This is a genomic window from Aromatoleum tolulyticum (assembly GCF_900156155.1).
GTDB classification, from domain to species: domain Bacteria; phylum Pseudomonadota; class Gammaproteobacteria; order Burkholderiales; family Rhodocyclaceae; genus Aromatoleum; species Aromatoleum tolulyticum.
In genome coordinates this window covers 40,926-67,574 of sequence record NZ_FTMD01000012.1, presented here as the reverse complement: position 1 = coordinate 67,574, position 26,649 = coordinate 40,926, and the positions used below count along the sequence as shown (strand labels likewise).

The 26,649-nt window shown below is 63.4% G+C and carries 28 protein-coding genes; 21 read left to right on the top strand and 7 right to left on the bottom strand.

Features of this window, described 5'->3' with window-relative positions:
* The first annotated feature begins 38 nt into the window (after positions 1 to 38).
* From BW991_RS17280 to BW991_RS17210, 15 genes are all read left to right on the top strand, one after another.
* Complete coding sequence (locus BW991_RS17280; protein ID WP_244551743.1) at positions 39 to 2,348, top strand: TonB-dependent receptor; 2,310 nt, start codon at positions 39 to 41, stop codon at positions 2,346 to 2,348.
* A gap of 108 nt (positions 2,349 to 2,456) precedes the next feature.
* Positions 2,457 to 3,107 (top strand): c(7)-type cytochrome triheme domain-containing protein, encoded by a 651-nt coding sequence (locus tag BW991_RS17275; RefSeq protein ID WP_076603430.1) that lies wholly within the window; start codon positions 2,457 to 2,459, stop codon positions 3,105 to 3,107.
* Complete coding sequence (locus BW991_RS17270) at positions 3,104 to 3,502, top strand: c(7)-type cytochrome triheme domain-containing protein (protein ID WP_076603354.1); 399 nt, start codon at positions 3,104 to 3,106, stop codon at positions 3,500 to 3,502. Before BW991_RS17275 ends, BW991_RS17270 begins: the two co-directional genes overlap by 4 nt.
* Positions 3,474 to 4,460, top strand: a complete 987-nt coding sequence (locus tag BW991_RS17265; protein ID WP_244551742.1) for an NHL repeat-containing protein — start codon at positions 3,474 to 3,476, stop codon at positions 4,458 to 4,460. The genes BW991_RS17270 and BW991_RS17265 overlap by 29 nt, the downstream gene beginning before the upstream one ends.
* The gene (locus BW991_RS17260; protein WP_244551741.1) at positions 4,457 to 5,548 is read left to right on the top strand and encodes a 6-bladed beta-propeller; all 1,092 of its coding nucleotides are present in this window, start codon (positions 4,457 to 4,459) and stop codon (positions 5,546 to 5,548) included. The genes BW991_RS17265 and BW991_RS17260 overlap by 4 nt, the downstream gene beginning before the upstream one ends.
* A complete protein-coding gene (locus BW991_RS17255; RefSeq protein WP_244551740.1) occupies positions 5,545 to 6,621 on the top strand; it encodes a cytochrome c biogenesis ResB family protein in 1,077 nt (358 codons plus the stop codon). Before BW991_RS17260 ends, BW991_RS17255 begins: the two co-directional genes overlap by 4 nt.
* A 1-nt stretch (position 6,622) precedes the next feature.
* The gene (gene ccsA / locus BW991_RS17250; RefSeq protein WP_076603353.1) at positions 6,623 to 7,435 is read left to right on the top strand and encodes a cytochrome c biogenesis protein CcsA; all 813 of its coding nucleotides are present in this window, start codon (positions 6,623 to 6,625) and stop codon (positions 7,433 to 7,435) included.
* Positions 7,435 to 8,748, top strand: a complete 1,314-nt coding sequence (locus BW991_RS17245) for a hypothetical protein (protein ID WP_076603352.1) — start codon at positions 7,435 to 7,437, stop codon at positions 8,746 to 8,748. The genes ccsA (BW991_RS17250) and BW991_RS17245 overlap by 1 nt, the downstream gene beginning before the upstream one ends.
* Positions 8,749 to 8,930: 182 nt before the next feature.
* On the top strand, positions 8,931 to 9,296 hold the full coding sequence (locus BW991_RS23730) for a tetratricopeptide repeat protein (RefSeq protein WP_139335952.1): 366 nt from the start codon (positions 8,931 to 8,933) through the stop codon (positions 9,294 to 9,296).
* A 393-nt stretch (positions 9,297 to 9,689) separates the two neighbouring features.
* The gene (locus tag BW991_RS17235) at positions 9,690 to 10,121 is read left to right on the top strand and encodes a c(7)-type cytochrome triheme domain-containing protein (protein ID WP_040394715.1); all 432 of its coding nucleotides are present in this window, start codon (positions 9,690 to 9,692) and stop codon (positions 10,119 to 10,121) included.
* Complete coding sequence (locus BW991_RS17230; protein WP_076603350.1) at positions 10,118 to 10,786, top strand: c(7)-type cytochrome triheme domain-containing protein; 669 nt, start codon at positions 10,118 to 10,120, stop codon at positions 10,784 to 10,786. The genes BW991_RS17235 and BW991_RS17230 overlap by 4 nt, the downstream gene beginning before the upstream one ends.
* A 21-nt stretch (positions 10,787 to 10,807) precedes the next feature.
* Complete coding sequence (locus BW991_RS17225; protein WP_244551739.1) at positions 10,808 to 11,761, top strand: hypothetical protein; 954 nt, start codon at positions 10,808 to 10,810, stop codon at positions 11,759 to 11,761.
* A 227-nt stretch (positions 11,762 to 11,988) separates the two neighbouring features.
* Positions 11,989 to 12,762, top strand: coding sequence for a cytochrome c biogenesis protein CcsA (gene ccsA / locus BW991_RS17220; RefSeq protein WP_084205127.1), 774 nt, complete (start codon positions 11,989 to 11,991; stop codon positions 12,760 to 12,762).
* Positions 12,759 to 12,965 carry a heme exporter protein CcmD gene (gene ccmD, locus BW991_RS17215; protein ID WP_076603348.1) on the top strand — a complete coding sequence of 69 codons (207 nt, stop codon included), beginning with the start codon at positions 12,759 to 12,761 and terminating at the stop codon, positions 12,963 to 12,965. The genes ccsA (BW991_RS17220) and ccmD overlap by 4 nt, the downstream gene beginning before the upstream one ends.
* 139 nt (positions 12,966 to 13,104) lie before the next feature.
* Positions 13,105 to 13,539 carry a TlpA family protein disulfide reductase gene (locus tag BW991_RS17210; protein WP_076603347.1) on the top strand — a complete coding sequence of 145 codons (435 nt, stop codon included), beginning with the start codon at positions 13,105 to 13,107 and terminating at the stop codon, positions 13,537 to 13,539.
* Positions 13,540 to 13,568: 29 nt separating this feature from the next.
* On the opposite strand, the gene BW991_RS17205 is transcribed toward BW991_RS17210, so the two are convergent.
* From BW991_RS17205 to BW991_RS17190, 4 genes are all read right to left on the bottom strand, one after another.
* The gene (locus BW991_RS17205) at positions 13,569 to 14,990 is read right to left on the bottom strand and encodes a multicopper oxidase family protein (RefSeq protein ID WP_076603346.1); all 1,422 of its coding nucleotides are present in this window, start codon (positions 14,988 to 14,990) and stop codon (positions 13,569 to 13,571) included.
* A 34-nt stretch (positions 14,991 to 15,024) separates the two neighbouring features.
* Positions 15,025 to 15,804: a type IV pili methyl-accepting chemotaxis transducer N-terminal domain-containing protein gene (locus BW991_RS17200; RefSeq protein WP_076603345.1), complete on the bottom strand. Its 780-nt coding sequence runs from the start codon at positions 15,802 to 15,804 to the stop codon at positions 15,025 to 15,027.
* Positions 15,805 to 15,819: 15 nt separating this feature from the next.
* On the bottom strand, positions 15,820 to 16,695 hold the full coding sequence (locus tag BW991_RS17195; RefSeq protein WP_244551738.1) for a hypothetical protein: 876 nt from the start codon (positions 16,693 to 16,695) through the stop codon (positions 15,820 to 15,822).
* Between the two features lie 94 nt (positions 16,696 to 16,789).
* On the bottom strand, positions 16,790 to 17,317 hold the full coding sequence (locus BW991_RS17190; protein ID WP_244551737.1) for a tetratricopeptide repeat protein: 528 nt from the start codon (positions 17,315 to 17,317) through the stop codon (positions 16,790 to 16,792).
* Between the two features lie 260 nt (positions 17,318 to 17,577).
* On the opposite strand from BW991_RS17190, the gene BW991_RS17185 reads away from it, so the two are divergent.
* The 6 genes from BW991_RS17185 to BW991_RS17160 all read left to right on the top strand — a co-directional run bounded on the left by BW991_RS17185 (position 17,578) and on the right by BW991_RS17160 (position 23,908).
* Positions 17,578 to 19,128 carry a sensor histidine kinase gene (locus BW991_RS17185; RefSeq protein ID WP_076603342.1) on the top strand — a complete coding sequence of 517 codons (1,551 nt, stop codon included), beginning with the start codon at positions 17,578 to 17,580 and terminating at the stop codon, positions 19,126 to 19,128.
* Positions 19,129 to 19,167: 39 nt separating this feature from the next.
* Positions 19,168 to 20,592 (top strand): sigma-54-dependent transcriptional regulator, encoded by a 1,425-nt coding sequence (locus BW991_RS17180; protein WP_076603341.1) that lies wholly within the window; start codon positions 19,168 to 19,170, stop codon positions 20,590 to 20,592.
* A 1-nt stretch (position 20,593) separates the two neighbouring features.
* Positions 20,594 to 21,247, top strand: a complete 654-nt coding sequence (locus tag BW991_RS17175) for a tetratricopeptide repeat protein (protein WP_076603340.1) — start codon at positions 20,594 to 20,596, stop codon at positions 21,245 to 21,247.
* Positions 21,244 to 21,555 (top strand): c-type cytochrome, encoded by a 312-nt coding sequence (locus tag BW991_RS17170; protein ID WP_244551736.1) that lies wholly within the window; start codon positions 21,244 to 21,246, stop codon positions 21,553 to 21,555. Before BW991_RS17175 ends, BW991_RS17170 begins: the two co-directional genes overlap by 4 nt.
* Positions 21,552 to 22,631 (top strand): ligand-binding sensor domain-containing protein, encoded by a 1,080-nt coding sequence (locus BW991_RS17165; RefSeq protein ID WP_076603338.1) that lies wholly within the window; start codon positions 21,552 to 21,554, stop codon positions 22,629 to 22,631. Before BW991_RS17170 ends, BW991_RS17165 begins: the two co-directional genes overlap by 4 nt.
* A gap of 80 nt (positions 22,632 to 22,711) precedes the next feature.
* Positions 22,712 to 23,908 (top strand): ligand-binding sensor domain-containing protein, encoded by a 1,197-nt coding sequence (locus tag BW991_RS17160; RefSeq protein WP_076603337.1) that lies wholly within the window; start codon positions 22,712 to 22,714, stop codon positions 23,906 to 23,908.
* A gap of 387 nt (positions 23,909 to 24,295) precedes the next feature.
* Here BW991_RS17160 and ccmI read toward each other — a convergent pair whose 3' ends face one another.
* The 3 genes from ccmI to BW991_RS17145 are packed head-to-tail and all read right to left on the bottom strand — an operon-like array spanning position 24,296 to position 26,644.
* Complete coding sequence (gene ccmI, locus BW991_RS17155) at positions 24,296 to 25,570, bottom strand: c-type cytochrome biogenesis protein CcmI (protein ID WP_076603336.1); 1,275 nt, start codon at positions 25,568 to 25,570, stop codon at positions 24,296 to 24,298.
* Positions 25,567 to 26,043, bottom strand: coding sequence for a cytochrome c-type biogenesis protein (locus tag BW991_RS17150; protein WP_076603335.1), 477 nt, complete (start codon positions 26,041 to 26,043; stop codon positions 25,567 to 25,569). Before BW991_RS17150 ends, ccmI begins: the two co-directional genes overlap by 4 nt.
* Before the next feature lie 4 nt (positions 26,044 to 26,047).
* Positions 26,048 to 26,644 (bottom strand): DsbE family thiol:disulfide interchange protein, encoded by a 597-nt coding sequence (locus BW991_RS17145; RefSeq protein WP_076603334.1) that lies wholly within the window; start codon positions 26,642 to 26,644, stop codon positions 26,048 to 26,050.
* Positions 26,645 to 26,649: the final 5 nt, after the last annotated feature.

Below are 26,649 nucleotides of genomic sequence, written 5' to 3'. Positions count from 1 at the left end.
CGCCGTTGTGCGGGGGAATACTGCTTGGAGCGACGGCCATGCCGGCGATTGCCGGGCAAGCGGCTCCAGCGGAATCACCCGCTCACCCGCGTCTGCGCTTGACGACCATTCTCGCCAGCCTGCAGCGCGACGGCGAGTCAGGCGTGACCGAATCGGCGGACCCTCCGCGTGACACGGAACAGACTAATCAGGAGCCGGCCCCGCTGACGCTGGCGTGGAATTTTCAGCTCCCGCTCAACGCTCCCGCCCTCCCTCCGTTGCCGGCCCTGCCCTCCTCCCCGGCGTCCGGAACGCCGCGTCCGGAAGAGCGACTTTCCGGAAGGGAACCGGCCGCGCTTCCACGGCGCAGAATTGCTGCCGAGAAAAACGACCTCACCTCCCGGTCCGCCGATACTGCCCGGAATCTCAAGGTCGCAGCAGCAGGCACGCCGCCCCTGCCTCCTGCCTCCGAACAGAACACCCCGGCACCCAGACCAGGAACTGCCGATGCCAAGGTTGTCGGCAGCGATGATTTCCTTCCCGCGGACGAGCTGGATACCGATCTGCTCCCGAGCCAACCACGGGCGGCAGGAACAGAACCTCCCCCCGCCAGCGCCGCGGCGCGCAATCTTGGCTGGGGACTCGCTCCAATTCGCTGGGGCGGAACGCTCTCCGCCGGTTTGCGAAATTATCGGTCGGATAATTCGACCGGCTCGACCAGCCAGGTCTATGAGGCGCGGTTGCGAGCCAATTCCTACATCTGGAAACCTTACATCGCCCTGGTATCCGGCGACTTTGCGCTCACCACGGTGCGCTCGCAGGATTCAGGAGGAGCGGTTTCGAACAATCTGATGGGGACGTCCGTTACCGGGTCGGGATCGCTGAATGTCTTTCCACAGAGCCGCTTCCCGTTCTCTGCATCACTGTCACTCGCCGACAGTCGCAGCGATGGCAGCTTTTCGGACTCCAACGTTCAGCAGCGCCGTCTCGCGCTGCGCCAGAACTACCGCCCGCAGATCGGACAATGGTCGGCCGCGGGCGGCTACGACCGCAGCGAGATCACCGGAGATTTCGGCTCCGACACCGTCGACCGGGTGTACGGCAACTTCTCGAACACGCTTGACCGACAGTCCTTCAATATCAGCGGCGACTTCTCGAAGAGTCAAGCCGTCGATCAGACGACCAAGAGTTTCTTCGTTGGAGGCGGACACAGCTTCACCTACAGTGAGGAACTCCAGTTCAACACCAGCGCGAGCTTTACCGGCCAACAGTTCGACCTGGGCACCGGGGGGGCAACCCTGAGTGCAAAGACACAGAGCGCCCAGATTTTCAGCTATGCGAACTGGGCACCTTCTGAATCGAAGTTGCGGGGCTCCGCGAACGTCCGCTATTTCCAGACGAACAACACCTTTGACGGCGCCACGTTTGACAACCGCACATTCGGCGCCGCCGCAAGCCTCAGCTACCAGGCGAGCCGCAATCTGAGTCTGTTCGGCTCGGCCGGGCTGAATTTCGACACCAACAATCAAATGAGCTCGAACGAATCGCTTGGCATAAGCTACAGCGGTGACGCGTTGCGATTCGGAAATTTCGACTACGTCTGGTTCTCGTCGCTCTCCGCGTCGAACAGCACGACCGGCGACGGGGATTCCGCCCGCACCATCAGCGGTTCGCTCGGGCACACCTTGACCCGAAGCTGGCAGCTCCCCGAAAAGACAAGCCTATACACCAGCCTGAATCAATCGCTCACGAAATCGAGGGCCACCGGCGTCGGAAGCTCGGACACAACGTCGCTTACCCACGGGGCCAGCGTCAGTCTCCAGGCGAATGCCGGCGAGGCGCTGTCTGGTTATCTGAGCGCAAGTTTTTCCGACAGCCGGACCAGGGGCGAAACCACGTCGTCGTTTCAGATGCTCAACGTCCAGCTGACGGGATTCTGGCGCATCAACGCCTACTCCGAGCTCAACTCGAACCTGACCTGGCAGATGTCGCGACAGGCATCCGACCGCAATGAAGTGGTCGTCGTCAGCGACGAATTCGGCCGTCCGGTACTCGTAGACACTTCCACGCGCAGCGGCAGCACCGGCCTCGGCGGGGGGCTTGGATATGGCCACCGGCGCGTCATGGGCGTCCGCGGGCTTCGCTACCGGCTCGATTTCCGCGCCAACACCAACCGCGACGATTCGCGTCGCTTCGGCAACGCCGATGCCCTCAGGGAACAGGATCGCGCGACGCTGGAACTCGACCAGCGCCTGCTTTACCGGATCGGGCGACTCGATACGGAGCTTCAGTACCGGGTAGCCGAAATCGAAGGGCGGCGCAATCAGCTCTTGTTCTTCAGGGTCAGCCGCGAGTTCGGCTCCTTCTGATGGCGCCGGACCGCCGAGCGATACCGACAGATGCAACCTTCGGCACAGCGGAACGACTAAATCCGATAATCTTCCGGACCGATCTGCTTGAACCGGTGCGCCGTCATCATGTCCGTTCGCCTGCCCCGCGTCCCCTTCACACGTTGCGTGAAGTGCCTGCTCGTCCTGATGCTTGTTTTCGCGCGGCCCTCGCCGGCTGACGAACGGGTCTGGGCGCCGCTCGCCAATGACGGTCTTCGCGACCCGCGCGGTCCGGCGGTCAAGATTCTGCAACAGCCGGGCGACGCCCTATTCCCGCTGTCGCCCGACAACGCCGGAAACCAGGTACGCTGGGTGAACGCCTTGAAGGAAGGTCAGATCAACCCGCGAGCGAGTCTCCGCAAGCCGCTCGTCAGCGAAAAGTACGATAAGGATGTGCTGCTGAATCTGAATGGCGGGATGCCGGTTGTACGCTTCCCCCACAGCATCCACAACGAGTGGCTCGACTGCAGCAACTGCCATGATCACTTGTTCAAGAAACAGCGCGGCGCATCGAAGATAAGCATGTTTCTGATACTTCAGGGCGAGCAGTGCGGGGTGTGTCACGGTGCGGTGGCGTTTCCGCTGACCGAGTGCGCGCGCTGCCACAGCGTGAAGCGCGCCGACGCCCTGGCGGAACTGGAACGTGAGGAAGCGGCCAAGGCGGCAGTGCCCGCCCCGCCCCCTGCGCCGACGAGCGAGCGCACGTCGGCGCCCAGAAAGGAAGGCAAGGGCAAATGAGCGAGCGGAGGCGCCCCCTCGCGTCGATCGTGGCTGCGACATTGCTCGAGCTGTCCGTAATTTTCGCTGCGCCACCAGCATTCGCGGAGTATGCTGACGTCGTTTTGAACCGAATGGCCGAGGCGGCCGGAATGCGCCCGGTCGTCTTTCCGCACTGGTTTCATCGCATACGCTTTCGCTGCAAGGTCTGCCACGCCGAATTGGGCTTCAAGATGCGCGCGGGAGCAAACCAGATAAAGATGACCGACATCATCGACGGCCGCTTCTGCGGCGCGTGTCATGACGGAGAAACCGCATGGTCCGTCGAAAATTGCGACCTGTGCCACTCCGGCAAGGCGGGGCTGCCGCCGGGGATTTTCGGCGGACATGAAACCCTTGGCCCGGGTCGCTGGTGAGCAAATCATGTGGATGAAGATAATCGGGGGAGTCCTGCTGTCGGTCGTCCTCGGGGTGCACGCACAGGCCCCCGCCGATGCCGTATCGCACGGCGGGGCAAACGAGCTGCTCGTGCCGCAGGGTGTCATCGCGGGCGGCTTCTCCGCTCCTGCCAGTCCCGTACACGGTCAGACGCCTCTCGGCCCCTACATCAAACTGGTTCGCCCATCTGCGGTCGCCGCAAACGGGCCGGACCTCTATGTGGCGGACAGTGCCCAACGTCTGCTGCTGCGCGTGGACACAGTCACCCAGGCGGTGACTCCCCTGGGCGACATTTCCCCACTGCCCGGGACACGCCTGAAGGCTGGACCGGACGGGAGCGTGTACGTGCTGCGTCCGGACCGCGGCGAAATCACCCGGCTGACGCGCGACGGCCGCCGCATCGCGGGCTTCCGTGCCAAATATGACGTCCTCCAGCCCGCAGACGTCGTCATCGAACCGACGCTCAACCGCGTCTGGATATCCGACGCAGCGGGCGGCGTATTTGCGTTCCATCCGTCAGGACGGATGAGCGAACCACTGATCGGACGTGGTGACGGCTTTGCCGGGGAATTCCCGGGCGCGACACTGCTGGCTGCCAGTCGCGAGCGGGTTACCGGTATCGATCCCCGGTGCCGCTGCATCATCGATTTCGACCACGAAGGCGGAATCATCGCCCAGTATGGTGAAAACACACTGACGTCCCCTTCCGACCTGGCGATCGACGCCCATGGCCGTACATGGGTCGTCGACCGCGGAGACAACCGCTTGAAAGTCTTCGCCGGCGGGCAATTGCTTGCGTCGATCGAACCGCGACGGCTGGGGCTGATAGAAATCACGGCGATCTCTATCGACGTCGATCGCGCATATATTTCCGACGGCCCTGCGGGCAGGATCGGTGTCTTTGCGGTTATCCCGCCGCAACGGAGAATGCCTTGAACCTCGGTCACTCCCCTTTCTACTGGTTGGTACTGACTCTCTCGATCGCCCTGAGTGGCTGTGCGACGCAGTCCATACCAGCGCGCCTCCACTACGGCCTGCTCGACGCTCCAGAAGGCAAGCGGCTCATGTGGCCAGCGGAACCGGAGATCCCCCGTTATCAGTTCGCGGGCCAGCTTACCGGCGAAGAGAACTTCGTACGCGAAGATACTGCGACCGGATTCGTCGGCTTTCTTGCCTGGGCCGTCGGTCTTTTCGAGGAGGAAAAGCCCAATGTGCTTCAACGACCGCAAGCCGTGGTCGCGGACGCGCAGGAACGGATTTTCGTCACCGACGTGAGTCGTGCGGCCGTTTTCGTGTTTGACAAACCCGCAGGCGAACTGAAGATCTGGGATCAAGCGGTTGATCTGCGTCGCTTTGTCGCGCCGATCGGCGTAGCACTTGCCGACGGAGGGGGCATCTGGGTTGCGGATGCGGAGTTGCAACTCGTAGCCCATCTCGATGCGCAAGGAAACCCGTTGCCGCCGATCGGGGCAGGGGTGCTTCAACGTCCGACGGGACTGGTGCGCGACCCGGCCACCGGGCTGCTATACGTCGCCGACACTTACGCCCACGACATCAAGGTATTCAGCGCCGACGGGCGCCTTGAGCGGGTGATCGGCGAACGGGGGGAGGCTCCAGGCGAGTTCAACTTCCCGACGCATCTCGCGATTGGCGGAGGGAAACTCTACGTTACCGACACCATGAACAGCCGCGTGCAGATACTGCCGCTGGCGGACGATTCCCCCCCCCAGATCGTGGGAAAACGGGGCCTGTACTATGGCAACCTGGTCCGTCCCAAGGGAGTCGGCGTCGACAGCGAAAACAACATTTATGTCGTGGAATCCTATTACGACAACTTGCTCGTGTTTAACGAGACCGGCGACTTCCTGATGCCGATCGGGGGCGTCGGCCAAGGTACCGGAAATTTTTACCTACCGTCCGGAGTATGGGTTGATTCGTTCAACCGGGTGTTCGTTGCCGACACCTTCAACGGCCGCATAACGATCTTTCAGTACCTTGGCGGCGCCAAGGTCGACTCGGAATGATCGGCGACGGAACAACGGCGCGCGAGTACACGACGACAGCATGGAACTCGCAGCAGACTTCCCTCCTCCACGGGAGTGATGACGGGCAGATCCGACCGGTATCCCCTTCGGCGAGATTTCTGCGCAAACTGGCATCCCTGCGTCTCACGCTGTGGCTGATCGCGCTGCTCGGCGCTGGAACGGCCTTCGCTTATCTTCGGGAGGGGGCGCGAACTTGGCCGTTGGTCATACCCTTGGTGCTGCTCGCCCTCAACCTGCTGGCTGCCGTTGCAACCAATGGCGTATTCAGGCGTCAGATCGCGCTGCTGGTTTTTCACCTCTCCCTCATCGTTCTGCTGCTACTCGTTGCCGCAGGCCGCCTGACATATCTGAACGGGCACGCGGGAGTTACCGTCGGCACCGCCTTCGACGGCGTCCTGGCCGTCTCCGAGCAGGGTCCGTGGCATGCCGGAGAACTGTCGAAGGTCAGTTTCGTCAATAAGGGCTTCACCATCGAGTATGCTCCCGGACTGCAACGTGGGGCCACGCGCAACCTGGTTGCGTGGGCGGACAGGCAGGGGCACTGGCACGAAGCGGAAATCGGCGATCAGGATCCGCTCATCGTGGAAAACTACCGTTTCTACACGACCTTCAACAAGGGCTTCGCCCCCACGTTCCGCTGGCTGCCGAAGACCGGCGAGGCGATGTACGGGTCGGTACAGCTGCCCCCATACCCCGGCAATCAATTCAGTCAGGCAGCGGAATGGACGCCTCCGGCCAGCAGCGTTTCCGTATGGGTGATGCTCGACTTCGACGAGGTCGTACTCGATCCAGAGCGCCACACCAGTTTCCGTCTGCCTGACGGATACAAATTGATCGTACGTATCGGCAGCGAGCGTCACGAAATGCATCCGGGCGACTCGATCGAGTTGCCGGACGGTCGCCTCGAATTCGACGGTCTGCGCAGCTGGATGGGGTATCGAGTGTTCTACGACTGGACGCTGCCGTGGCTGCTCGCCGCCTGCATTGTGGCCATCGCCAGTCTGGGCGTACATTTTTGGCAAAGATTCGCAGCAAAACCGTGGGACGCATGACGTGGAACGAGAACTACAGATACTCTGGGCCGCAGTAACTGCATACGTGCTCGCCGGCATCGTCGCCGTCGTCGGCGTCGTGCTGGGCAAGCGGCCTGAACGCACCGTCCTCGGACTGACGCTGACCGGGCTCGCGTTGCAGACCGTCTCCATGGGTCTGCGCTGGGAGCGTCTCGGACACGGACCGTTCATCACGATGTTCGAGATCCTCTGCTCGAACATCTGGAGCCTGATGTTCGCCTACGCCCTCGCCTACTGGCGCATCCCGCGGATTCGCGCAACCGCGGCGATCGTGCTGCCCCTGATGTTCATCATGCTCGGGTGGCTGATGGTCACCCATCCCGGCGAGGGGCACTATCCTCCGACCTACAACACCCCCTGGCTGTTTATCCATATCGGCCTGGGCAAGGTGTTCCTTGGAGCGGTTCTGGTTGCAGTCGGTTTGTCCTGCGTGATCCTGCTGCGTCAAGCCGGCATCGGAACCACGCGATTGCAGCAGTTGCCGCCCAACCCCCAACTCGACGAACTTGCCTTTCGCTGCATGGCGATCGGCCTGATATTCCACACACTGATGCTCATCGCCGGCGCCATCTGGGCGCAGGACGCCTGGGGCCGATACTGGGCCTGGGATCCCCTCGAAACCTGGGCGTTCATCACCTGGCTCACCGTCGCGTTCACGATCCACGCCCGGCTGGCATACCGGCTGTCCCCCCCGGTGCATGCCGGCCTGATCCTTGCGGTATTCGTCACTGCCTTCCTGACCTTCTTCGGCGTGCCGTTCATCTCGGCAGCCCCCCATCAGGGAGCCGTATGATGACCACAGGGTTCTCTACTCCCCCGGGCGTATCACAGCGCTGGCTGCTGCTCGCCGCGTCATCGCTGGGACTTTCCGCTGTGGCGGCCGCGGCGCTCGTACTCGCCCGAACGCCGGTCCTCACGTCTCTGGTACCGCCGGACAGCTTCCCGCGCGCCCTCGTCGTGCACGTCAATCTCGCCACCTTGCTCTGGTATTTCACGATGGCCGGAGCGATGTGGACCGAGGCCCTGCCGTCAAGCCGCCATCGTACGGCACAAGCCCTTCTCGTCGCAGGCGCGGTCGGGGCCATCGGAGTCGTCACGTCCGGTCTGTTTGCCCCTGGGAATCCAGTCCTCGCAAACTACTTCCCCTATCTCGACCACCCGATATTTCTCGGGTCCCTTGCAGTGTTCGTCTCTGCGGGACTCTGTACGGGCGGGATATCCCTGGTTCGCCCACGCGACGCCGCCGAGTGGGGTTTTGCGATCGCGCGCTGGCCATTCTGCACGGGGGCCATCTATCTCGCACTCGCCCTGCGCCAGGGAATGGGGCTTGTCGATGCGCTCTGGGGCGCCGGGCACATTCTCCAGTTCGGCTTCGTCACCCTCATGATGGCAATGTGGCTACGTCTGTCGGAGCGCACAGGCATGACGGACGTACCGCCTCGGATCGCCATCCCCTTCTTCGTCGCCGCATCCCTGCCCGCAACCATCGCTCCCGCCCTTCTGCTTGCAGGACTGGATCAGGGCACGCTCCATTCGCTCCATACCGACATCATGAGATGGACAAACTGGCCTGCAGCACTGGCATTCGGTCTTCTCCTGCTCTCGCGCAAGGAGGCCCGCAGTGCAGACAGTTTTACCGCATCGCTCGGACTATATTGCATCGGCATTCTTGCCGGAACCGCGATCGACAGCCAGACGACCATGGTGCCGGCCCATTATCACGGTACAATCGGCGCGTTCACGCTCGCCCAGATGGCGGCCGTTCTGGCCCGCATATCGCCTGCCGCGGACGCCGACCATTCCCCGCCAAGTACCCGGCCGCTCTCCGTATATACCTTCGGAATCACGACCCTGATCTGCGGTCTGGCCTGGAGCGGGATTCTCGGCGCCCCCCGCAAGGTCGCGTTCAGCGGAGAGGGCGCAGACCCGGCCGCAATTCTCGCCGCTGCCCTTACCGGGACCGGCGGCGCAATCACGATAGCGGGCGTCGGATACTTCGCATGCATTGCCGTACCTCGAATTCTCAGATTATGCAGAACACACACAGCCCCGACCTCCCGGTACAGCGCCCCCGCAACCGCCGCGATGTTCGCCGCCGCGCGATAGCCGTCACGGTACTTGCGACCCTGTGCCTCGGCGCCCTGCTGGCCTTGGATCCGGCCCCGCCCCGTGGGCTTTCCCACACACGCCTCGCATACGCGGACCTGTTCAGGGCGAAGCTCCGCGCCCCCTCAGCCGCCGATGCAACACTGAACGACGTTCGATCGAGATTCGAGCAGGGCGTCGCGATGCTTCAGATGCGTCAGTATGAATATGCACTCACGGCGTTCCATCAGGTACTGACCCTGGCCCCGCGGCTTCCCGAAGCGCACGTGAATATGGGGTTCGCGCTGATCGGTCTCGAGCAATGGAAACAGGCTCGCGATTTTTTCGAATCGGCAATCGAATTGCGGCGTGATCAGGTCAATGCGTACTACGGCCTCGCGACAACCCTCGACGAACTCGGTGACCGCCCTGGCGCGATGGGCGCCATGCAGGCCTACCTCCATCTCGCGCCGCTGGACGACCCGTTCCGGCCACGGGCGGAGGCAGCGCTGTGGGAATGGCGCTCGGAGCTTCAGCAGACTCAAGCGGACAGGCAGAAAACCCCCTGAACCGCTCCCCGGCAAACACTAACCCGGGCAGATGCGACCTGCCCGGAAATTCCCGGATTCGGGAAGCCGTTCCCGCAAACGATACAATCCGTTACATTCCCGAAACCGAAATGGCGCCCCCTTTCGGACCGCCGCTTTTCTTACCGATACGCCGATGGTAATAGAGATTAGGCCTGAATATTGCTTAGAGGACCGGTCCGACGTACTGAGGCGACCCAGGCAGGGAGGCAAGAGTCGAGAGACGGGTGACCGCGGTGCGAAAGCATGAACTTCCGATGCTCCACAAGTCCGGAGCTGCGAACGGGACGATTACACTCGTTTGGTTGCCAGCCGACTGTAACTCGTGCAATTTTGGCTGGCAGGAACGGATCACGTTATGAAGAGGGTTGAACTATGAAGCAGGTACCGTGGGTAACAAGAGTCCGTCGTGGGCTCACTGCGCTGCTGTTTGCCGTAGTGGCCATCACGCTGTGGACCCCGTCCGACAGCCGCGCCGAGTATGGCGACATCGTCATCAATAACTATGCCGACGCGGCCGGCATGCGGCCAGCGATCTTTCCGCACTGGTTCCACCGGATCCGCTTCCGCTGCAAGGTCTGCCACGCGGACCTCGGCTTCCAGTTCAAGGCGGGCGGCAACGAGATCACGATGCTGAAGATCATTGACGGCCAGTTCTGTGGCGCATGCCACAACGGCGAAGTCGCCTGGTCGGTCGAGAACTGCGACCTGTGCCATTCCGGCAAACCCAACACCCCCACGCAAGTGCACGAAAGCACCATCCAGAAACTGGCAGTTCCCGTCGGGCAAGGAGGTAGCAAGAAATGACCCGCCGTATTCCAACCCTTCTCCTGACCGTGTTCGCCGCCACTCTGTTCGGCTCGGCCCCCGTCATCGCCCAGGACGCCAAGGGCAAGCCCGCGCCAGCCGCGCCAGCCGCGGCAGCCCCCGCCGCCGCGCCGGCGGCCGCAGCGGCACCGGCGACTGACGTCAACCGCTTCAATCGCCTGCTCAAGCCGGCCAATCAGCGCAACCTGCCTCCGATGCAGGACGGCATCCACGACCCCGGCAGCGAAGGCACCGCAGCGTTGATGCCGCCGCTGTCCGCTTTCGAAACGCTTCCCCGCAGCAATGCAGGCAACCGCGTCAATTGGGTCAAGGCCCTCGAAGATCGCGCGATCAACCCGCGCTGGGACCGTGTGGATGCAAACGCAGCGCCGGTCGTGATGGATCTGAACATCGTCCGCGAAGTCAAAGGATCGATGCCGGACGTCGTCTATCCGCACAAGCAGCACACCGAGTGGCTTGACTGCTCCAACTGCCACCCGGCAATCTTCATCCCGCAGAAAGGCGCCAACCAGATCAGCATGGCCGCCATCCTTCTCGGGCAGAAGTGCGGCGTGTGCCACGGCAAGGTTGCCTTCCCGGTGTCCGAATGCCGCTTGTGCCACTCTAAGAAGAAGGACGGCCCGGTCGCCCGCTCGGGTCAGTAAGTCGTATTTGCAGTCAACAACATGCATGCCCAGGAGTCCGCAATGATGAAACCAAACTGCCGCAGGGGGATTCTTGGGCATGCTGCGCTTGCTCTGACACTGACGCTCGCCTCGGGTGGCGCGACGATGGCGCAGACCGAGCCCGTACCGCCGGGCAGCGCATCGACCCGCCTCCAGGCTAACGAGCCCGACCGAGCCCAGCTCGAGCGCCGCTTCGAATCGGTCGGAACACTGATCGAGAAATCCACTGCGGCACGCCAGATCGAATCCAGCAGCGAAGCGCCAGCCATCGAGAAGCGCAAGGCGGCCAAGGAACAGTACACACAGGCGAAGGCCGCCTTCGACGCAGGCGACCTCGCAAAGGCTTCCAGCCTGCTCTCGGCGGCAAGCAAGACGATGTTCGAAGCGGCACGGCTTGCCGCGCCGGAAAGCGTCACCGGAAAGAAAGTCGAAACGGATTACAAGAACAAACTCGAGAGTGTCCGCGCCCTGCTTTCCGCGCAGCAGCGAATTGCGTCGGAAAAGGGTAACAAGGAATCGCAGGAGAGCAGCCGTCAGGTCGAGGCACTCATCGCCGACGCTGAGCGCAAGGCCGCTGCGGGCCAATATGCAAGCGGCCGGACGATTCTCGAACAGGCATACCTCCTAGCAAAAGCATCGGTCAGCTCGATGCGATCCGGCGACACGCTGGTACGTTCGCTGAACTTCGCATCCAAGGAAGAGGAATACCACTACGAGATCGACCGCAACGAGACGCACAAGATGCTCGTCAAGGTACTGCTCGAGGAAAAACTCGCCGGAGCCCCGATGAGCCCGCGCGTCACGGAATTCCTCACGAATGCCGGAGCACTCCGCGGCGAAGCCGAAGCGGCGGCATCGCGCAAGGATTTCGAAGCAGGCATCAAGCTGCTCGAACAATCGACCACCGAACTGGTCAAGGCGATCCGCAGCGCCGGCATCTATATCCCCGGTTAAGCCCTTTCCATGCCGCGCTCGAACACGTTTTCGGGCACGGCACCCCCCTGATCCACCCCGAAGGGACGGAATTCCTGAAATCAGGAATTCCGCCTTTCCGCAGCCCTGACTGCGCCCCTTGCAGCGCAGCGGCTTGCCCGACTGAGCCCGATTTCGCGTGGTCGCAGGTGGGCATGCCGATTGCTAGATCAGTAATACGACCCCGCCATTCGAACAAGCACGACAAGATGCCCGCACTCAGCAGCACCCTCAGCTCGGACGAATCGCCGCCGTTGGCCGCATGGTCGAAAGCGACCCCGCAGCGCGGGTACGTCCATGCGGGACGGCTGTGCCCGTGGTTTGCCTGCGCGGCCGCAGTGCTCTGCTCGATCGGCCTGTTTGTCGGCCTGGCCGTCGCCCAGACGGATCCGCACCAGCACGAGCACTACCGCATCGCTTTCATACATACCCCGTCTCTCTGGTTGTCCGTCGCCATCTACTTCGTTACCGCAGGCACGGCGGGCTATGGTCTCGTAAGACGGCAGCGCTTCCTGTCGATGATCGCTTCGGCACTCGCACCGACAGGAGCAATGTTTGCGTTCCTGGCGCTATGGACCGGGTCCCTCTGGGGCAAACCGATCTGGGGTGCGTGGTGGGTATGGGAGGCACGCCTGACCGCGGAGCTGCTGGTGCTCTTCCTCTTTCTCGGCTACGTCGCCCTGCAGGAAGGCATTGATGACACGCGTCGCGCGGACCGCGCCAGCGGCCTCCTGGCCCTGGTCGGAGCGTTCGGATTGCCGCTGCTCTACTTTGCCGTCTTTCGCTGGAGCGGCATGTATGGCGCGCCACCGCAAGGCTTGTCGGCCCCGGAAGATCCGGTCATCGGAGCAGGAATACTGCTGATGAGCCTGGGCCTATTCGCCTACGCCGTTGCGGCAACGCTCGCCCGCCTGCGCAACGTCATACTCAAGCGCGAACGCAACAGCGAGTGGGTTGTTCGGAACTTCGGTGCCCGACCATGAACTGGGGCAGCTGGAGCGAATTCTGGGCGATGGGCGGCGACGGCCTGTACGTCTGGAGCGCCTACCTCGTCGCGCTCGTTGTAGTCTTCACGGAAATTGCAGTCCTTGCATTGACGCGCCGCTCCATCCTTGAGCATCTTGGCCGCTATGCCAAAATTGCAAGAAAGGAAAGGAAGCCGCGAAATGAGGACTCGAGATTCTGATCAAACATCGTCACCCGCCTACACCGCCGCAACCATACGGCGGCGCGCACTCTCCCGCCGCGTCTTCGCTACCCTTGCAGTCATTGCGCTCCTGACTCCGCCCGCGGCGCCGACAAGCGCCGGCGAGACGCCGGCATCGATGCCGGCGCTTGAGCTCACCGGCCTCGAAGGTGGAGCAATTCGCAGCCAGGATTGGCTGAAGGGCCGTCCGGCCGTCGTTAACCTGTGGGCGACGTGGTGCGCGCCCTGCCGCACCGAAATGCCCTCGTTGCAACGGCTCGAAGCCCTCCTCGCGCCCGACGGCATTCGCGTGCTCGCGCTGTCCGTCGATAGCGACCACAATCTCGTACGCGAGTTCGTACTCAAATACGGGATCACCCTGCCGGTGAGCATTGCAAACTCACCGAGCAAGGCCATGGCTGCGCTGGGGGCCGTCGCGCTCCCGCAGACACTTTACGTCGGAGCGGACGGCACCATTCTGGGCAGTCATCTCGGACAACGGGACTGGGCCGATCCGACGACCGTACGCGAAGTACGCAGCCGCTTTCCCGTAAAGACACCAGCCAGACCCTAGGATCCGTTCTCATACGGAACGCGGGCGCGTTACGCCACCCGAATCGTCCCCATCATACCGCCGGCCGCATGATCGAGAATGTGGCAGTGGTACATCCAGTCGCCCGGATTGTCCGCGACGAACGCGACGTCGATCGTCTGGCGCGGCCCCATGATGACCGTATCGCGCCAGACCGGCCGGGCCTCCTTGCGGCCATCGACGCCAACGACGCGGAAGAAGTGGCCATGCAGATGCATGGGGTGAACAAAGTCGGTCTCATTGATCATGCGCAGAACGACGTGTTCGCCCCGCCGAAGATGCAGGAACGGCTCATGCATCAGCGCGTGTTCATGCTCGGCCGTGTAATTCATCGTCCACGCCAGGCCATGCCGCTCCATCAACTCGTGAGAGCGGACCGGCTTGCCGTCTACGATGCCCATCGTCGGCGCGCCCCGCATGCCGCCCTGGAACATGATGTAGTGCTCAGTCGCCTTCGCGAGGTCTGGTTCGGGCAAGCGATTGGGCGCCAGCCGCATCGGAGCACCGAGCGGCTTGCGGCGCAGGGGGCGCGCATCGCCGTAGACGAGCGACGCGATGGGCCCCGCGCTGCGACGGTGGGTGTCGTTCATCAGGAAACGGCTTCCGGGCGCCTGCATGCAATCGACCACCAGATCCGCCCGCATTCCCGGCCCGATAATCAGATGCTCGACCGCATGCGGCTCGACGGCCTGCCCGTCGTAGGCGATCACGTTCATTGCGTGGCCATGCAATTCGAGCTGGAAGACCCTCGCAGCTGCCGCATTGATCAGCCGCAGACGAATGCGTTCACCGCTTCTGACCTCCAGAACATTTCCTGCTCCTGCCGCCCTGCCATTGACCAAAACCTCGTTGCCGATCCGTCCATCGTTTGCAATGTCCAGAATGCGGCCGAAGTCCTCGACCTGCAGCCCGTCCTCCCCGACCCGCACGTCGGACAGCAACCAGACGAGTTCGCGGTCGACCTCGATCGGATGCTCTTCCTCGACGATCAGTGCGCCGTAGAGTCCGCGCGGCACCTGTTCGAAACTCGACTGATGCGGGTGGTACCAGAAGGTGCCTGAGTCCGGGAGCGCAAACTCGTAGACGAAGTCCCCGCCCGGCTTCACCGGGTTTTGCGTGACGTAGGGAACGCCATCCATGGCGTTCGACACGCGGACCCCGTGCCAATGAACTGCGGATTCGGCCTCCAGCGCATTCTGGAAGGTCAGTCGCACCGACTCGCCCTTGCGATACCGCAGCAACGGCCCCGGCACGCTGCCGTTGAAGCCCCAGAAATTCGTGCGCGGAGCCCCCGCGCGAATCGACTGCTCCATCGGCGCGGCACGCAATGTCGCGATCCGCGACGTGGCTGCGACGCCAAGCCGGGGGGACAATGCGACCAGACCGAGCGACGATGCGGCTGACTTGATGAATTGACGGCGCGAAATACCCATCGTCTCCCCCCTCGGGCGAATTGATCCGTTCTGGTCAGCGCGATTCCACGTTCTGGTGCAGGCGAACAAGGCGATCTGTTGCCGCGAGTATGGAGTCCGCAGCTTCGGCAACAACCAGCCGATATGAGCCGGCTCCCTCCACCGACAGGGCGGTGCGCAGCCATTCCCATTGCAACGCGATTTCCGAGAGTTCGGCACGCATGTCCGCGGTGTTGCCCGGCAGTGCGGCGAGAGTGGTCAGGCTGCGCCCGAATTCGTCGGCGGCAGACTCCATCTCGCTGCGGCTGGCCGCCGTATCGGCTCCCCACGAGTACAGCATGTAGGCCTTCACGACCCGCTGCGAGAGCATGCGCAGCCTTCCCGCCTGGATGACCCTGCGCGCACCGCCGCTATCAGCTGCGACTTCCAGGACAATGACGAGCCGCTCCGCACTTTCGAGAACGTCGAGGCTGCGCCGGGACGCGAGCAGCGCGCGCGCCCTGTCGGCAGGTTCGGCGACCGCGGCACGCAGCGCCGCCCAGTCCCCTCGCAAGCGCTCGATCGCCGGCGCCGCAGGCGGAACGGCCGCCGCAAGGGCCTGCATGCGCTCGAGATTGCGTTCGAAGCGCACGATCGAATCCTGCAATTGCTCCAGCGCTGCGGCGGGGACGACGTCGAGACCCAGCTGCACATAGGACTTGGCCAGACGTTGCGACAGCATCCGGAGCTCGCCTGCGGCGTTGACGTCGCCCGGAGACACGACCGGCTGCGCAGCGGCGTGCGCGCCCATGAACGCCGTCAATGCACAGAGGAGAACGAACAGTTTCCGCATCATTCAGCGCTCCTCGCGTCAGAACACCGGCACGCCCATCGACTGCAAGGCTCGAATCAGCTGGGCGGAAGCCTGCTCCATGAGCTTGACCGCTTCCACGTGCCGACCTGCCTTCGCCTGCTCGTCGGCCTGTGCGCCGAGCCGGCGCCCCTCCTCGACAAAACCGTCGACCAGACGCCCCTTGTCGCCGGCGGCCCGCCCCTCCGCAACCATCATGTCGACCATGATCTCGTTGCTCGCGAAGCGTTTCTTTTCGTACGCGTACTCGTCCGCCGGGGTGTCGAACTTCAGCGACAGCAAGACCTCCTGGCCGGCCCGCAGGCGCGACAATTCCTCGACGGCAAGCTTGTAGGCTTCGGCCATCTTCTTCCCGGCCTCGCCGACGCGCCCGGCCTCGGCAAGCTGCCGCGATTCCGCTGTCAGGCCGTCGACGCGTCCGAGCAATGCCTTGGCGGCAGCTCCTTTCTGGCTGTCCTTGGACAGTTCCTCGATCGAGTTCCGGTACATCCCGACCTGATCGCCGAGATCCTGCAGATTCTTGCGCTGCGCGCTCTCGGGCAGCGCACCTTCACCGGGCGACATCCGGCGCGATGCGCTCGACACGGATCGCAAAGCCTCGTCCGCCAGCTTTGCCGCCTCATCGAAACGGGCATCGCCAAGCGCCTTGCGTGCGTCGTCGATTGCGCGCTTGCCCTGCTCGATGAGCGACCGGGAGTCCGCTTCGCGCCCCTCCGCCGCCCCTCTGGCGGCCGGAGAGTTGATCAGCGTCTCGACCAGACGAATCTTCTGCTCGATCAGCCGCCTCTTCTGATCGCTTCCGTCGGCTGGCGCCTGCGCCGCCACCGTGACGGCAAACACTGCGGCAACGACACCCGTCATCCAGCGCAATCTCATCGACCTCTCCGGTTCATGTGCGATGAAATCAATCGGAGCCCCGCTCCGTCAGATACCGAACCACCCGGAATGTGCGCTGCCGGAGGCCCGCAACTCAGTGCCCCGCCCCCTTCGGCCCACCGAGAAAGGACCGCGCACCGGCGTGACCATGGTCTGCTGCCGAGCGGATCCAGCGCATCGCCTCCTCCTGGTCCTGAACGACACCCTTGCCCGCCAGGAACAGCAACCCCAAGCCGTACTCCGCATCGGCATGCCCCTTGCGTGCAGCTTCGAAATACCAGCGCGCCGCCTCCTGGTCGGGATCTTGCACGGACTTGGGGAGCCTGTCACCGAACACGTACATGTTGCCGATGAAGTACATTGCATCGAGATTGCCCTGATCCGCGCTGCGGCGAGCCCACTGCAGCGCCTTGTCCTCGTCCTCCGGAACGCCGCGTCCGTAGAAGTACATGACCGCGAGCCTTTCCTGGGCAACTGCATTCCCGCCCTCGGCAAGCGGCGCGAGCTGTTTGGCGGCAACCTCGTACTGGCCGCCGTCGTATTGGCGAAGCGCATCGTCGATGGGGGCGGCATTCACGGCTCCGGCCAGCAACAACATGCAAAAGGAAAGACGACGCAACATGAAAGAACCCTCTCCCAATCAAGTCAGTTCTGTTTCCGGTCGCAGCGACGGCGCGCTCCCGGCGTATTCGCGAACCCGCACGCAATAACCATACCGTCCGATGTCATTGCGAACGTATCGTCGATTCTGTGTTCTTATTTTTCTCTTCCTCAGCGTGGCACCATCGTGCGGGCAACCGCGCCATCTGAGAAAATGAGCGCGTGCGCGTCTAGTGTAGCCCGACAGTTCCGACGGAAGCGGCACGCACCCTGAGAAATGAGATGAACACGACCTTCAGCACGGCCTTCGGTCTCTACGAGATGCCCGATGACGAAACACGACCGCAGGATCAGCTCGGGCGGCATCCGCGCTCGCTGTCGCTCAGGGCGAAGGGAATCATCGCTTTCATCCTCATGGTCGCGTATTCGCTGCTGATCGGCGTATCCACCGAAACGCAGCGCCAGGGACTCCTGCGCGTGGTCGACGAGCTCGAGATGGCCCATCGCACCGAAGCCCAGCTCCTCGAAATCAACACTTCGATGGCTCGCACGCTGTTCGCCGTGAACATGTCCTTCTCGGACGACGACCTGGCATCGTCGGCAATCCGTTCAATGATCGAGGTCGAAGCCAGCCTGTCCCTGCTCGAAGCGATTCAGGACCGCCACCCGACGGTGCTGATGCTGGCCGGAAAACTGCACGCATTGGTGCGCGATCTGGCGCAGTCGCCGACGCTCAGCACCCTGGGGGTTGCGCGTGCAACCCTGAACGAATTGATCATCGAACTCGACGGCGTGACGAAGAATGCGCACGCTCACCGACTGAAGCTGCTCGACCAGTACCGGGAAAATTACGACCGCATTACACTGAGCAGCCTGGCCATGCTCGTGATCGGACTGATCCTGCTGGGCGCGGTTACCGCCATATTCTTCAGCCGGCTGACATGGGATATCCGCAAGCTCGAGGCACATGCACACGGTATCGTGAACGGGAATCGCGATGCGCCCCTTCCCGTTACGCGCAATGACGAACTGGGAACGCTGATGCATGCGGTCAACCGTCTGCAGCAAGACCTGCGCGAACGCGAACGCCACATCGAACGGGCGCGGCTCGAACAGTTCCATCGCGAGAAGATGGTGGCCGTCGGCTCGCTCGCGGCTCAACTCGCGCACGAGATCAACAATCCCATTGCTGCGATCACGGGGGTCGCAAGTGCGATGAACCAGGTACAACAGTCCCGGCAGTGCCCCAATCACGGCGTGTCATGCCACCCCGGACTGATCCTCGAGCAGGCAAAGCGCATTTCGGCGATCACGCGACAGATTGCCGATTTCACGCGACCGCAGCCCCAACGCCCGGAACTGCTGAACCTGAACGAGCTCGTGAGCAACACCTGCGCCTTTGTCAGCTACGACCGGCGCTTCCGGCGCATCGCCATGACGACCGAACTCGACAGCGAAATGCCGGCCTTACGGGCAATCGGCGATCACCTGACGCAGGTCCTGATGAACCTCCTGTTCAACGCTGCGGACGCCCTCGAGGAAATGCCTGCGGACCATCCCGCACAGATTCTCGTGCGCACACGGGCGCTCGAGCACGAAGCGCTGGTCGAGATCGTGGACAACGGCGCCGGCATCGACGCCGACACGCTGGGAAAAGTCTTCGACGAATACTTCACGACGAAACCGGCCGGCAAGGGAACCGGCCTCGGACTCGCCCTCAGCCGCGAGCTGATCGAAGACGCGGGGGGCACCCTGACGCTTGATTCCGAACCCGGCAAGGGCGCGGCGGCGCGCATACACCTGCCCCTGCGCCCACCCGAACGGGTAGCTTGACAACTGAACTGGGCAGCATCCACACCACAAAGGAATTCGATGCACATACTGGTCATCGACGACGAACGCGCGGTCCGGGAAATTCTCGCGGATGCCTGCCGGCAGGCGGGCTACTCCGTCGACGAGGCGCGCAACTGTACTGAAGCCGCATCGAAACTGGTCCGCGGAGACGTCGACCTCGCGCTTTGCGACATCAAGATGCCGGACGGCAACGGAGTCGATCTCATGCGATCGATCAAGGAGTCCGGTGTCGAAACCAACTTCATCATGGTGACGGCGTTCGCCTCGATGGAATCGGCGGTCGAGGCCCTGCGCCTGGGCGCCTCGGACTATGTCACCAAACCGTTCAACGTCGAGGAAATGCTGCACCGGGTGCAGCAGATCGCCGCCCTGCGCGGGCTGCGCGAGGAGAACCGCGTCCTGCGCAAGTTCGCCAAGGCCGACTCCGACAAGTTCCGCTTCACCTCGCCATCGATGGCTGCGGTGGAGCGCCTCGCGGGCAAGGTAGCGCCCACGGACAGCACCGTGCTGATCACCGGCGAATCCGGAACCGGCAAAGGCGTCCTTGCACGCCTGATCCACGAACAGAGCCGGCGCAGCGAACATCTGTTCCTGCCGGTCAACTGCAGTGCGATTCCCGAAACGCTCATGGAGGCGGAGTTTTTCGGTCACACGAAAGGCGCGTTCACGGGCGCGGACAAGGCCCGCAAAGGCCTGTTCCTGCAGGCGGACCTCGGCACCCTGTTCCTCGACGAAGTCGGCGAACTGCCGATGCTGATGCAGACCAAGCTCCTGCATGCGATCGAGGAAAAGGAAATCCGCGCCGTCGGCAGCGAGCAGTCGCGCCGCGTCGACTGCCGGATCATTGCCGCGACCAACCGTGACCTCAGCCAGATGGTCAAGGAGGGCACTTTCCGCGAGGATCTGTTTTTCCGGCTCAGCATGTTCCACATCCACATACCGCCGCTGCGCGAGCGCAAGGAAGACATCCGCAGTCTCATCCGCTTCATCCTCGATCGCGCGCGCGATCAGCGCGACGCTGCGTCCTGTATGACGGTGTCGGAAGAGGTCGAGCGGCTCCTCGTCAGTTACCCGTGGCCCGGCAACGTGCGCCAGATGGAAAACGTCATCAACCGCGCGTGCATACTCGCCGAAGACAGTTGCATTACCCTGGACGACCTCCCACCCGAGATCGCCCGCACCGGCACCCACATCCAGGCTCATGGCACATCCATTGCTTCCCTGCGGAGCTTGCGCGATCAATTGCGCGAGTTCGAGGCGAGCGTGATCTACCGGATGCTCGATGAGACGGGGGGAGACAGGCGCACGGCGGCCCAGAAGCTGGGTATCGGCTTGTCGAGCCTGTACCGCAAACTCGAGGAATTCGAAGCGTTCGGCATTCACAGGAGCGATTCCGGCAATCCTCCCCCCGCACGCGACTCCAACTTCGAACAAGGAACCTAGAATGAAGCTTCCCGGAACTGAGAAGTTCGTTCCCGCTTTCAGCCACGCCCTTCTCGTATTGGCCCTGCTGTCCACGGCGCCGGTCGCGTTCGCTGATGCGGAAGCGGACTACAAGCGCGGACGCGAGGCATATCGCGTCAACGACGTGGTCGGCGCAATGGAGCCATTGAAGAAGGCAGCGGATGCCGGGCACGCAGGCGCCCAGGCGCTGTACGGATCCATCCTCGACAGCGCGGAACTCGATGACGAAGCCCTTCCATATCTTCAGAAAGCCGCCGCACAAGGCGACATGGACGGCGAGTACGGGCTGGCGAAGATGTACTTTACCGGTGAAGCGAAGGCGCCCAGCGACGCCGAGACCGGAAGGCTGATGCGGGCCGCCGCATCGAAGGGACACCAGCTCGCCATCGTGACGATAGCTCTCGCCTTCGTCCGGGGCGAAAAGCGCCTGAACGCCGACAATCCCGCCGCGCCCGAAGCAAGCGAGTTCCTGCTCAAGGCGGCCGAACTCGGGGAAGTCGATGCGATCAAGGCGGTTGTCGACGGTTACCGGGGCGGCAAGTACGGATTCACGGCTGACGCCGCAAAGGCCGAGCTGTGGGACAGCCGTCTTGCCGCCATTCTCGGCACGTTGAAGAAGGGTGCGAAGAAATGATGACTCTTCGCAAGCAGGCAGCCGCATTCGTCCTGGGCCTGCTCTGCACCCAAGCCGGGCTCGCAGCAAGCGTCGTCGATGGGCAGCGCATCTATAACCAGTATTGCATCGGTTGCCACGGCCCCGGCGGGAACAGCGCGATACCGAACGCTCCGCATTTCTCCCGCGGAGAGCGGCTGATGCAGCCCGACATGATGTTGCTCATGACCATCAAGAGCGGCAAGATGATGATGCCGTCATTCAACGGCATCCTTAGGGATCAAGAAATTCTCGATGTAATCGCTTACTTACGGACACTTCAACGATGACCCTGAACCTGCAGCACGCACGGCACGCCCTCGCGGCGGTCGGACTGGCCCTCACCTGCATGACCGGATCAGCCTTTGCCCAGGCACCGGCGCCCGACTACCGGGTCCGCGAGACCTTCAATGTCGGTGACACCGTATACGTGCGCGCGCTGACCATCGAGAAAGGGACGAACACCATCTGGGTGGGCACTTCGACAGGGGTGCACGAAATCGACCTGTCCACGCGCAAACCGCGCAAGACCTTCACGCGCGCCGACGGACTCGCGAACGAATACGTGTTTGCCGTGGGGATCGATTCGCAGGGTTATAAATGGTTCGGCACCAATGCCGGCGGCGCTTCGCGTTACAAGGACGGCAAATGGAAGACCTACTTCCCGATGCATGGCCTCGCCGACTACTGGATCTACTCCTACGCCAACGACAAGGATGGCAACCTCTGGATCGGCACCTGGGCGGGCGTAAACCACTACAACGTCAAGACCGGCGAATTCAAGAAGTACGTCAAGGAACTGATCAATGAGTGGGTGTACGGCCTCGATGTCGACGCCAAGGGTCGCGCGTGGTTCGCGACCGAAGGTGGCGTGTCGATGTTCGATGGCAAGACGTGGAAGTCCTGGACGCACAAGGACGGTCTGGGCGCCCCGAACGCGGACCAACTCCCCGCATCGAGCAACACGGGCCTTGGCACACGGTCGCGCCACGACCTGACGACGATGGAACACGGTCAGCCGACCTACAATCCGAACTACTCGTTTGCAATGCACATCGACCCGCAGGGCGATGCATGGGTCGGCACGTGGGGCGGCGGGGTCGCACGCTTCGACGGCAAGACGTGGAAGAACTACAACAGCAAGGACGGGCTGGTCGGCAACATCGTTTACTCGATCGCGCAGGACAAGCAAGGCGTGTTCTGGTTCGGCACCGACAAGGGCGTATCGCGCTTCGACGGCAAGAGCTGGCGCTCCTTTACGACCAAGGAAGGCCTGCTCGACTCGCACGTGTACACGATTGCGGCATCCGAGAACGGCGACATCTGGGTCGGCACACGCCGCGGCGTCGCGGTCATCGGCAAGTAAGGCACACTCACGGTCGGACGCGCCGGCGGGCCGTTCCCGCCGGCCGGGCGACAACCGGAACTTAAACTGGAGTCTTTCGCATGAGTTACAAAGTTGCAGCCGTCGCCGCGATCGTCGGCGCCGTCGCGATCGCCGGCGCCTATACGCTCGGCCAGCAGCAAGCCAAGGCCCCCGCCCCCGTCGCGAGCGCACCGGCCGGCGCCCAGTCGGCAGGCGGGTCGCAGGAGATCCGCGAAGGGAAGGTCGGAGTGGATCCGAACGAGAAGTTCACCCATTTCCGCGTCGGCAACAAGAACGTCAAGAAGATCTTTGCCGACAATGGCGTGATCTGGGTCGCGACCTCCGGCGGCGTCATCCGCTACGACACGCGCACCGACGAATACAAGATGCTGGACAACCAGAGCGGCCTGCTGTCGAACGGCATGTTCTATGTCGGCCGGATACAGGGCAAGATCACCGTCGGCACCTACGGCGGCGGCATGTCGATGCTGGACGAAAAGACGGGCGCATGGGACACCTACAACATTCCCGAAGGACTCGGGGATGCCTTCGTCTATGACGTCGTCGAGACCCGCTCGGGTGACATCTGGATCGCAACCTGGTCGGGCGTGAACCGCGTCCGCGGCGGCAAGCTCAAGGATCCCGCGGCGTGGGAGCTCCATACCGTCGAAAGCACCGGCGGCGGCCTGCCCAACGACTGGGTGTACGGCCTCGCCGAGGGCAAGAACGGCGAAATGTGGCTCGCGACGGAGGGCGGAATGGCTCGCTTCGCCGACGGCAAGTGGGAAAACTGGAACCACTCGCGCGGCATCGGTGCGGACTACGACAAGGTCAAGCAGGACATCGCCTACAAGAGCGATCCCGCCAAGGAATCGCTGCATCACGCGCAGCAGAAGCGCGAGATGGGTCTCGAGGGCATCGACCAGGCTTACAACCCGAACTACATCATTGCACTCGTCGTCGACGAGGACGGCACGGTGTGGTCCGGTACCTGGGGTGGCGGCCTGGCGCACTACGACGGTCAGAAATGGACCAACTACACGACCGTTGAAGGTCTGCCCGGCAATCACGTCTTCATGCTGCACCGCGACCTGCAGAATCGCCTGTGGATCGGCACGAACAATGGCTTGGCCGTCAAGGAAGGCAATCAGTTCCGCATCATGAAGTCTGCCGATGGCCTGTTCAACGACACCGTGTTCTCGATGACGACAACGAAGGAAGGCGACCTCTGGATCGGCAGCTACGGCGGAGTCGCACATATCCGCCCGGCCAGCTGAGCGAAACGGCAGGACGTCCGGCCATCACTCGAGCCGCCCCCACGTGGGGCGGCTTTTTTTGCGCCCTGCAATTCGAACCGAAGGCGGCCGGTTCGCGTGATACGGCCTCCGCGGCCTGAATGCTGACAGAGCTCCCTCCCCAGCGTCACCCGGTTGACGAGTCAGTATCGAGATTCGTGGGACCGACGCCGATCGCAGCAGGTTCGTCCGTGGCCATAGCGCCCGCTCGAAGTCATCGGCGACCACGCCCGCGTCGATCGCGCCACGGCGCAGGAACCCTCCGGGCGTGGGCAAACAGACGCCCCTCCCCCACCACGAGCCCGCATCAAAACAAGAAGGGCGTGATGCCGACGGCACCACGCCCTTCCCTTGATGCGGTTGCAGTTCTTACTTGCGCACGCGATCGATCACGATGCTGACGCCCTGGGCGTCGGGCGCGGCGAGCACGGTCTGGCTTTCGAGGTCACCCGCCGCCGCAGTTGCGTTCCCCCCCTTGGACAGACGAGCGCCAACGGCAATCTGTTCGGGCAAGGGACCTTGCGACATGCGCTGTGCATTGCGGAAATCGAACTCGATGGGCAGATCGCCGGCACGCACGCGCAACGCGGCGAGAGGCATCCCGCCCTGCGGCGGACGCGCGAAGACGAACACCGTCGCGTCGCTGTTGGCTTGTTGCGCGAGCTCGGGTGCCAGGGTCAGCCGACCGCGCAGCGTTAGCGGAGCCGACGAGGTTTGAGCGCCTTCTTCCCGCGCCGCAGGTCCTCCCATCCCCGCCACCTGAGCGCCCGCTGGCAGGCTCAGCACGGCCATTCCTCCTTTGGCGCGGGCCTCGTTGATGCTCGCCAGAATCGAGCTGTATGCGCCGTCACCGGGCTGCATGGTGGCGAGAATCTTCTCCCACTGGGCGGACGCGGTTGCGTAGTCGTGGCGGACGAAGGCGGACGTACCGGAAAGCGCCAGTGCCTTGACGTGATTCGGCGCGAGTTCGAGGGCACGGGTGATGAGGCGGTCGGGGTCCCCCTCGAACTTGCGCCCGGCTGCTCCAGCAAGCAGGTCAGCCCAGTCGGCGAGGATGTCGGGATGGTCCGGGATATTCGTGCCGATTCTGTTCCACGTCGCGACGGCGCCCTGGAAATTCTGCATCACGGCATACGACCGCCCCAGCATCATCCAGCCCTGCACGTCACCCGGCTCACGCTCGAGCCGGTCGGCGAGCTGGCCCACCATCGCCTGCATCTGCTCGGGCGTGATCTGGTGACCCGCCTCGGGCGCGGGTTTGGCGCTGGCAGGATCGAGTCCTTCTGGCGTGCCGAGGAGCAGGTACACCGCCACCGCGAGAACCGGCACGGCGAAGACCACGCCGAGCGCCCAACCGCGGGCGGGGGCGGCATCGACGCCGGCCTCGGCCGTGCCGGCCTCCGTCAGCGCGCGCTGCTCGAGCTCCTCGCGGGAACGCTTGTAGTCGGCCTCGGCAAGGCGCCCCGCGGCGTGGTCGGCCTCGAGTTCGGCCAGTTGCTCGCGCAACACGATCAGTACGGTACGCGCCTGTTCCTGACGTGCAGCATGTTCGCGCGCCTTCGCTCCCGTGCCCAGCATGGGCGGGATCACGAGCAGCAGGGCGCCGGCCACCAGCAAGGTGGCCAGAATCAGGAAAACGGTCACGAGCGGGACTCCTGGGAAGGTTTGGCAGTGCCATCAAGCAGGGCGGTGGCGCGGGCATGCTCTTCCGCGCTCAAGGGCGGCGGAACTTCGCGAACACGCCTGCGCAGACGCCAGCCGAGCCATCCGGCTCCGGCGATGAGCAACAGCCCCGGTCCGAGCCAGAGCAGCAGGGTCGTCCCCTTGAACGGCGGCAGATAAAGGACGAAATCGCCGTAGCGGGCAACGAGATAGTCCACGACGGCCGCTTCGTCCTTGCCGGCGAGGAATTGCTCGCGCACCTGGTTGCGCAGATCCACGGCCAGCGGTGCATTGGACTCCGCGATCGACTGATTCTGGCAGACAAGGCAGCGCAGGTCGTGCGACAGGCGCATGACGCGTTCCTCGAGGGCGGGATCGTCCGAGACCGGCGCAGCTTCTCCGGCATGACCCGCCACGGGAAGCAGCAGGGCCGCAACAAGCGCCAGGCGGCGCATCAGATCAACTCGCACGTTGCAACTCCGCGATCTTGGGAAGCAGCACGTCGCGCAGGGATTCCCGGGTAATCGGCCCGATGTGCTTGTAGCGGATCACGCCCTGCTGGTCGATCAGGAAGGTTTCCGGAACGCCGTAAACCCCGTAGTCGATACCGATGCGCCCGTCCAGATCAACGGCCGACACCATATACGGATCGCCACCGTGCTCGACGAGCCACTGGCGCGCCCGCAGGCGAGCGCTGGCGAGCTCGGCTGCGGGATCCAGGCCCTTGACGTCGAGCGCGCCGTCACCGCGCACTTCCTTGTAGTTGAGGCCGACGATGGGCACCGGACTGTTGCGGGCGAACTCCACCAGGACCGGGTGTTCGTAGCGGCACGAAATGCACCACGAAGCCCAGACGTTGAGGAGCCACACGCGCCCCTTCAGGTCCTCGGGCGAGATGGTCTTGTCTTCAGCCTGCAGCTGCGGCACGCGGAAGGTCGGCGCGGCCTTGCCGATCAGCGGCGACGGGACCTCGCGCGGGTTTAGTTTCAGGCCATAACCGAGAAATCCGGCCAGCAGCAGGAAGATGAACAGGGGAACAAGGAACTTCGCTTTCATGAAAC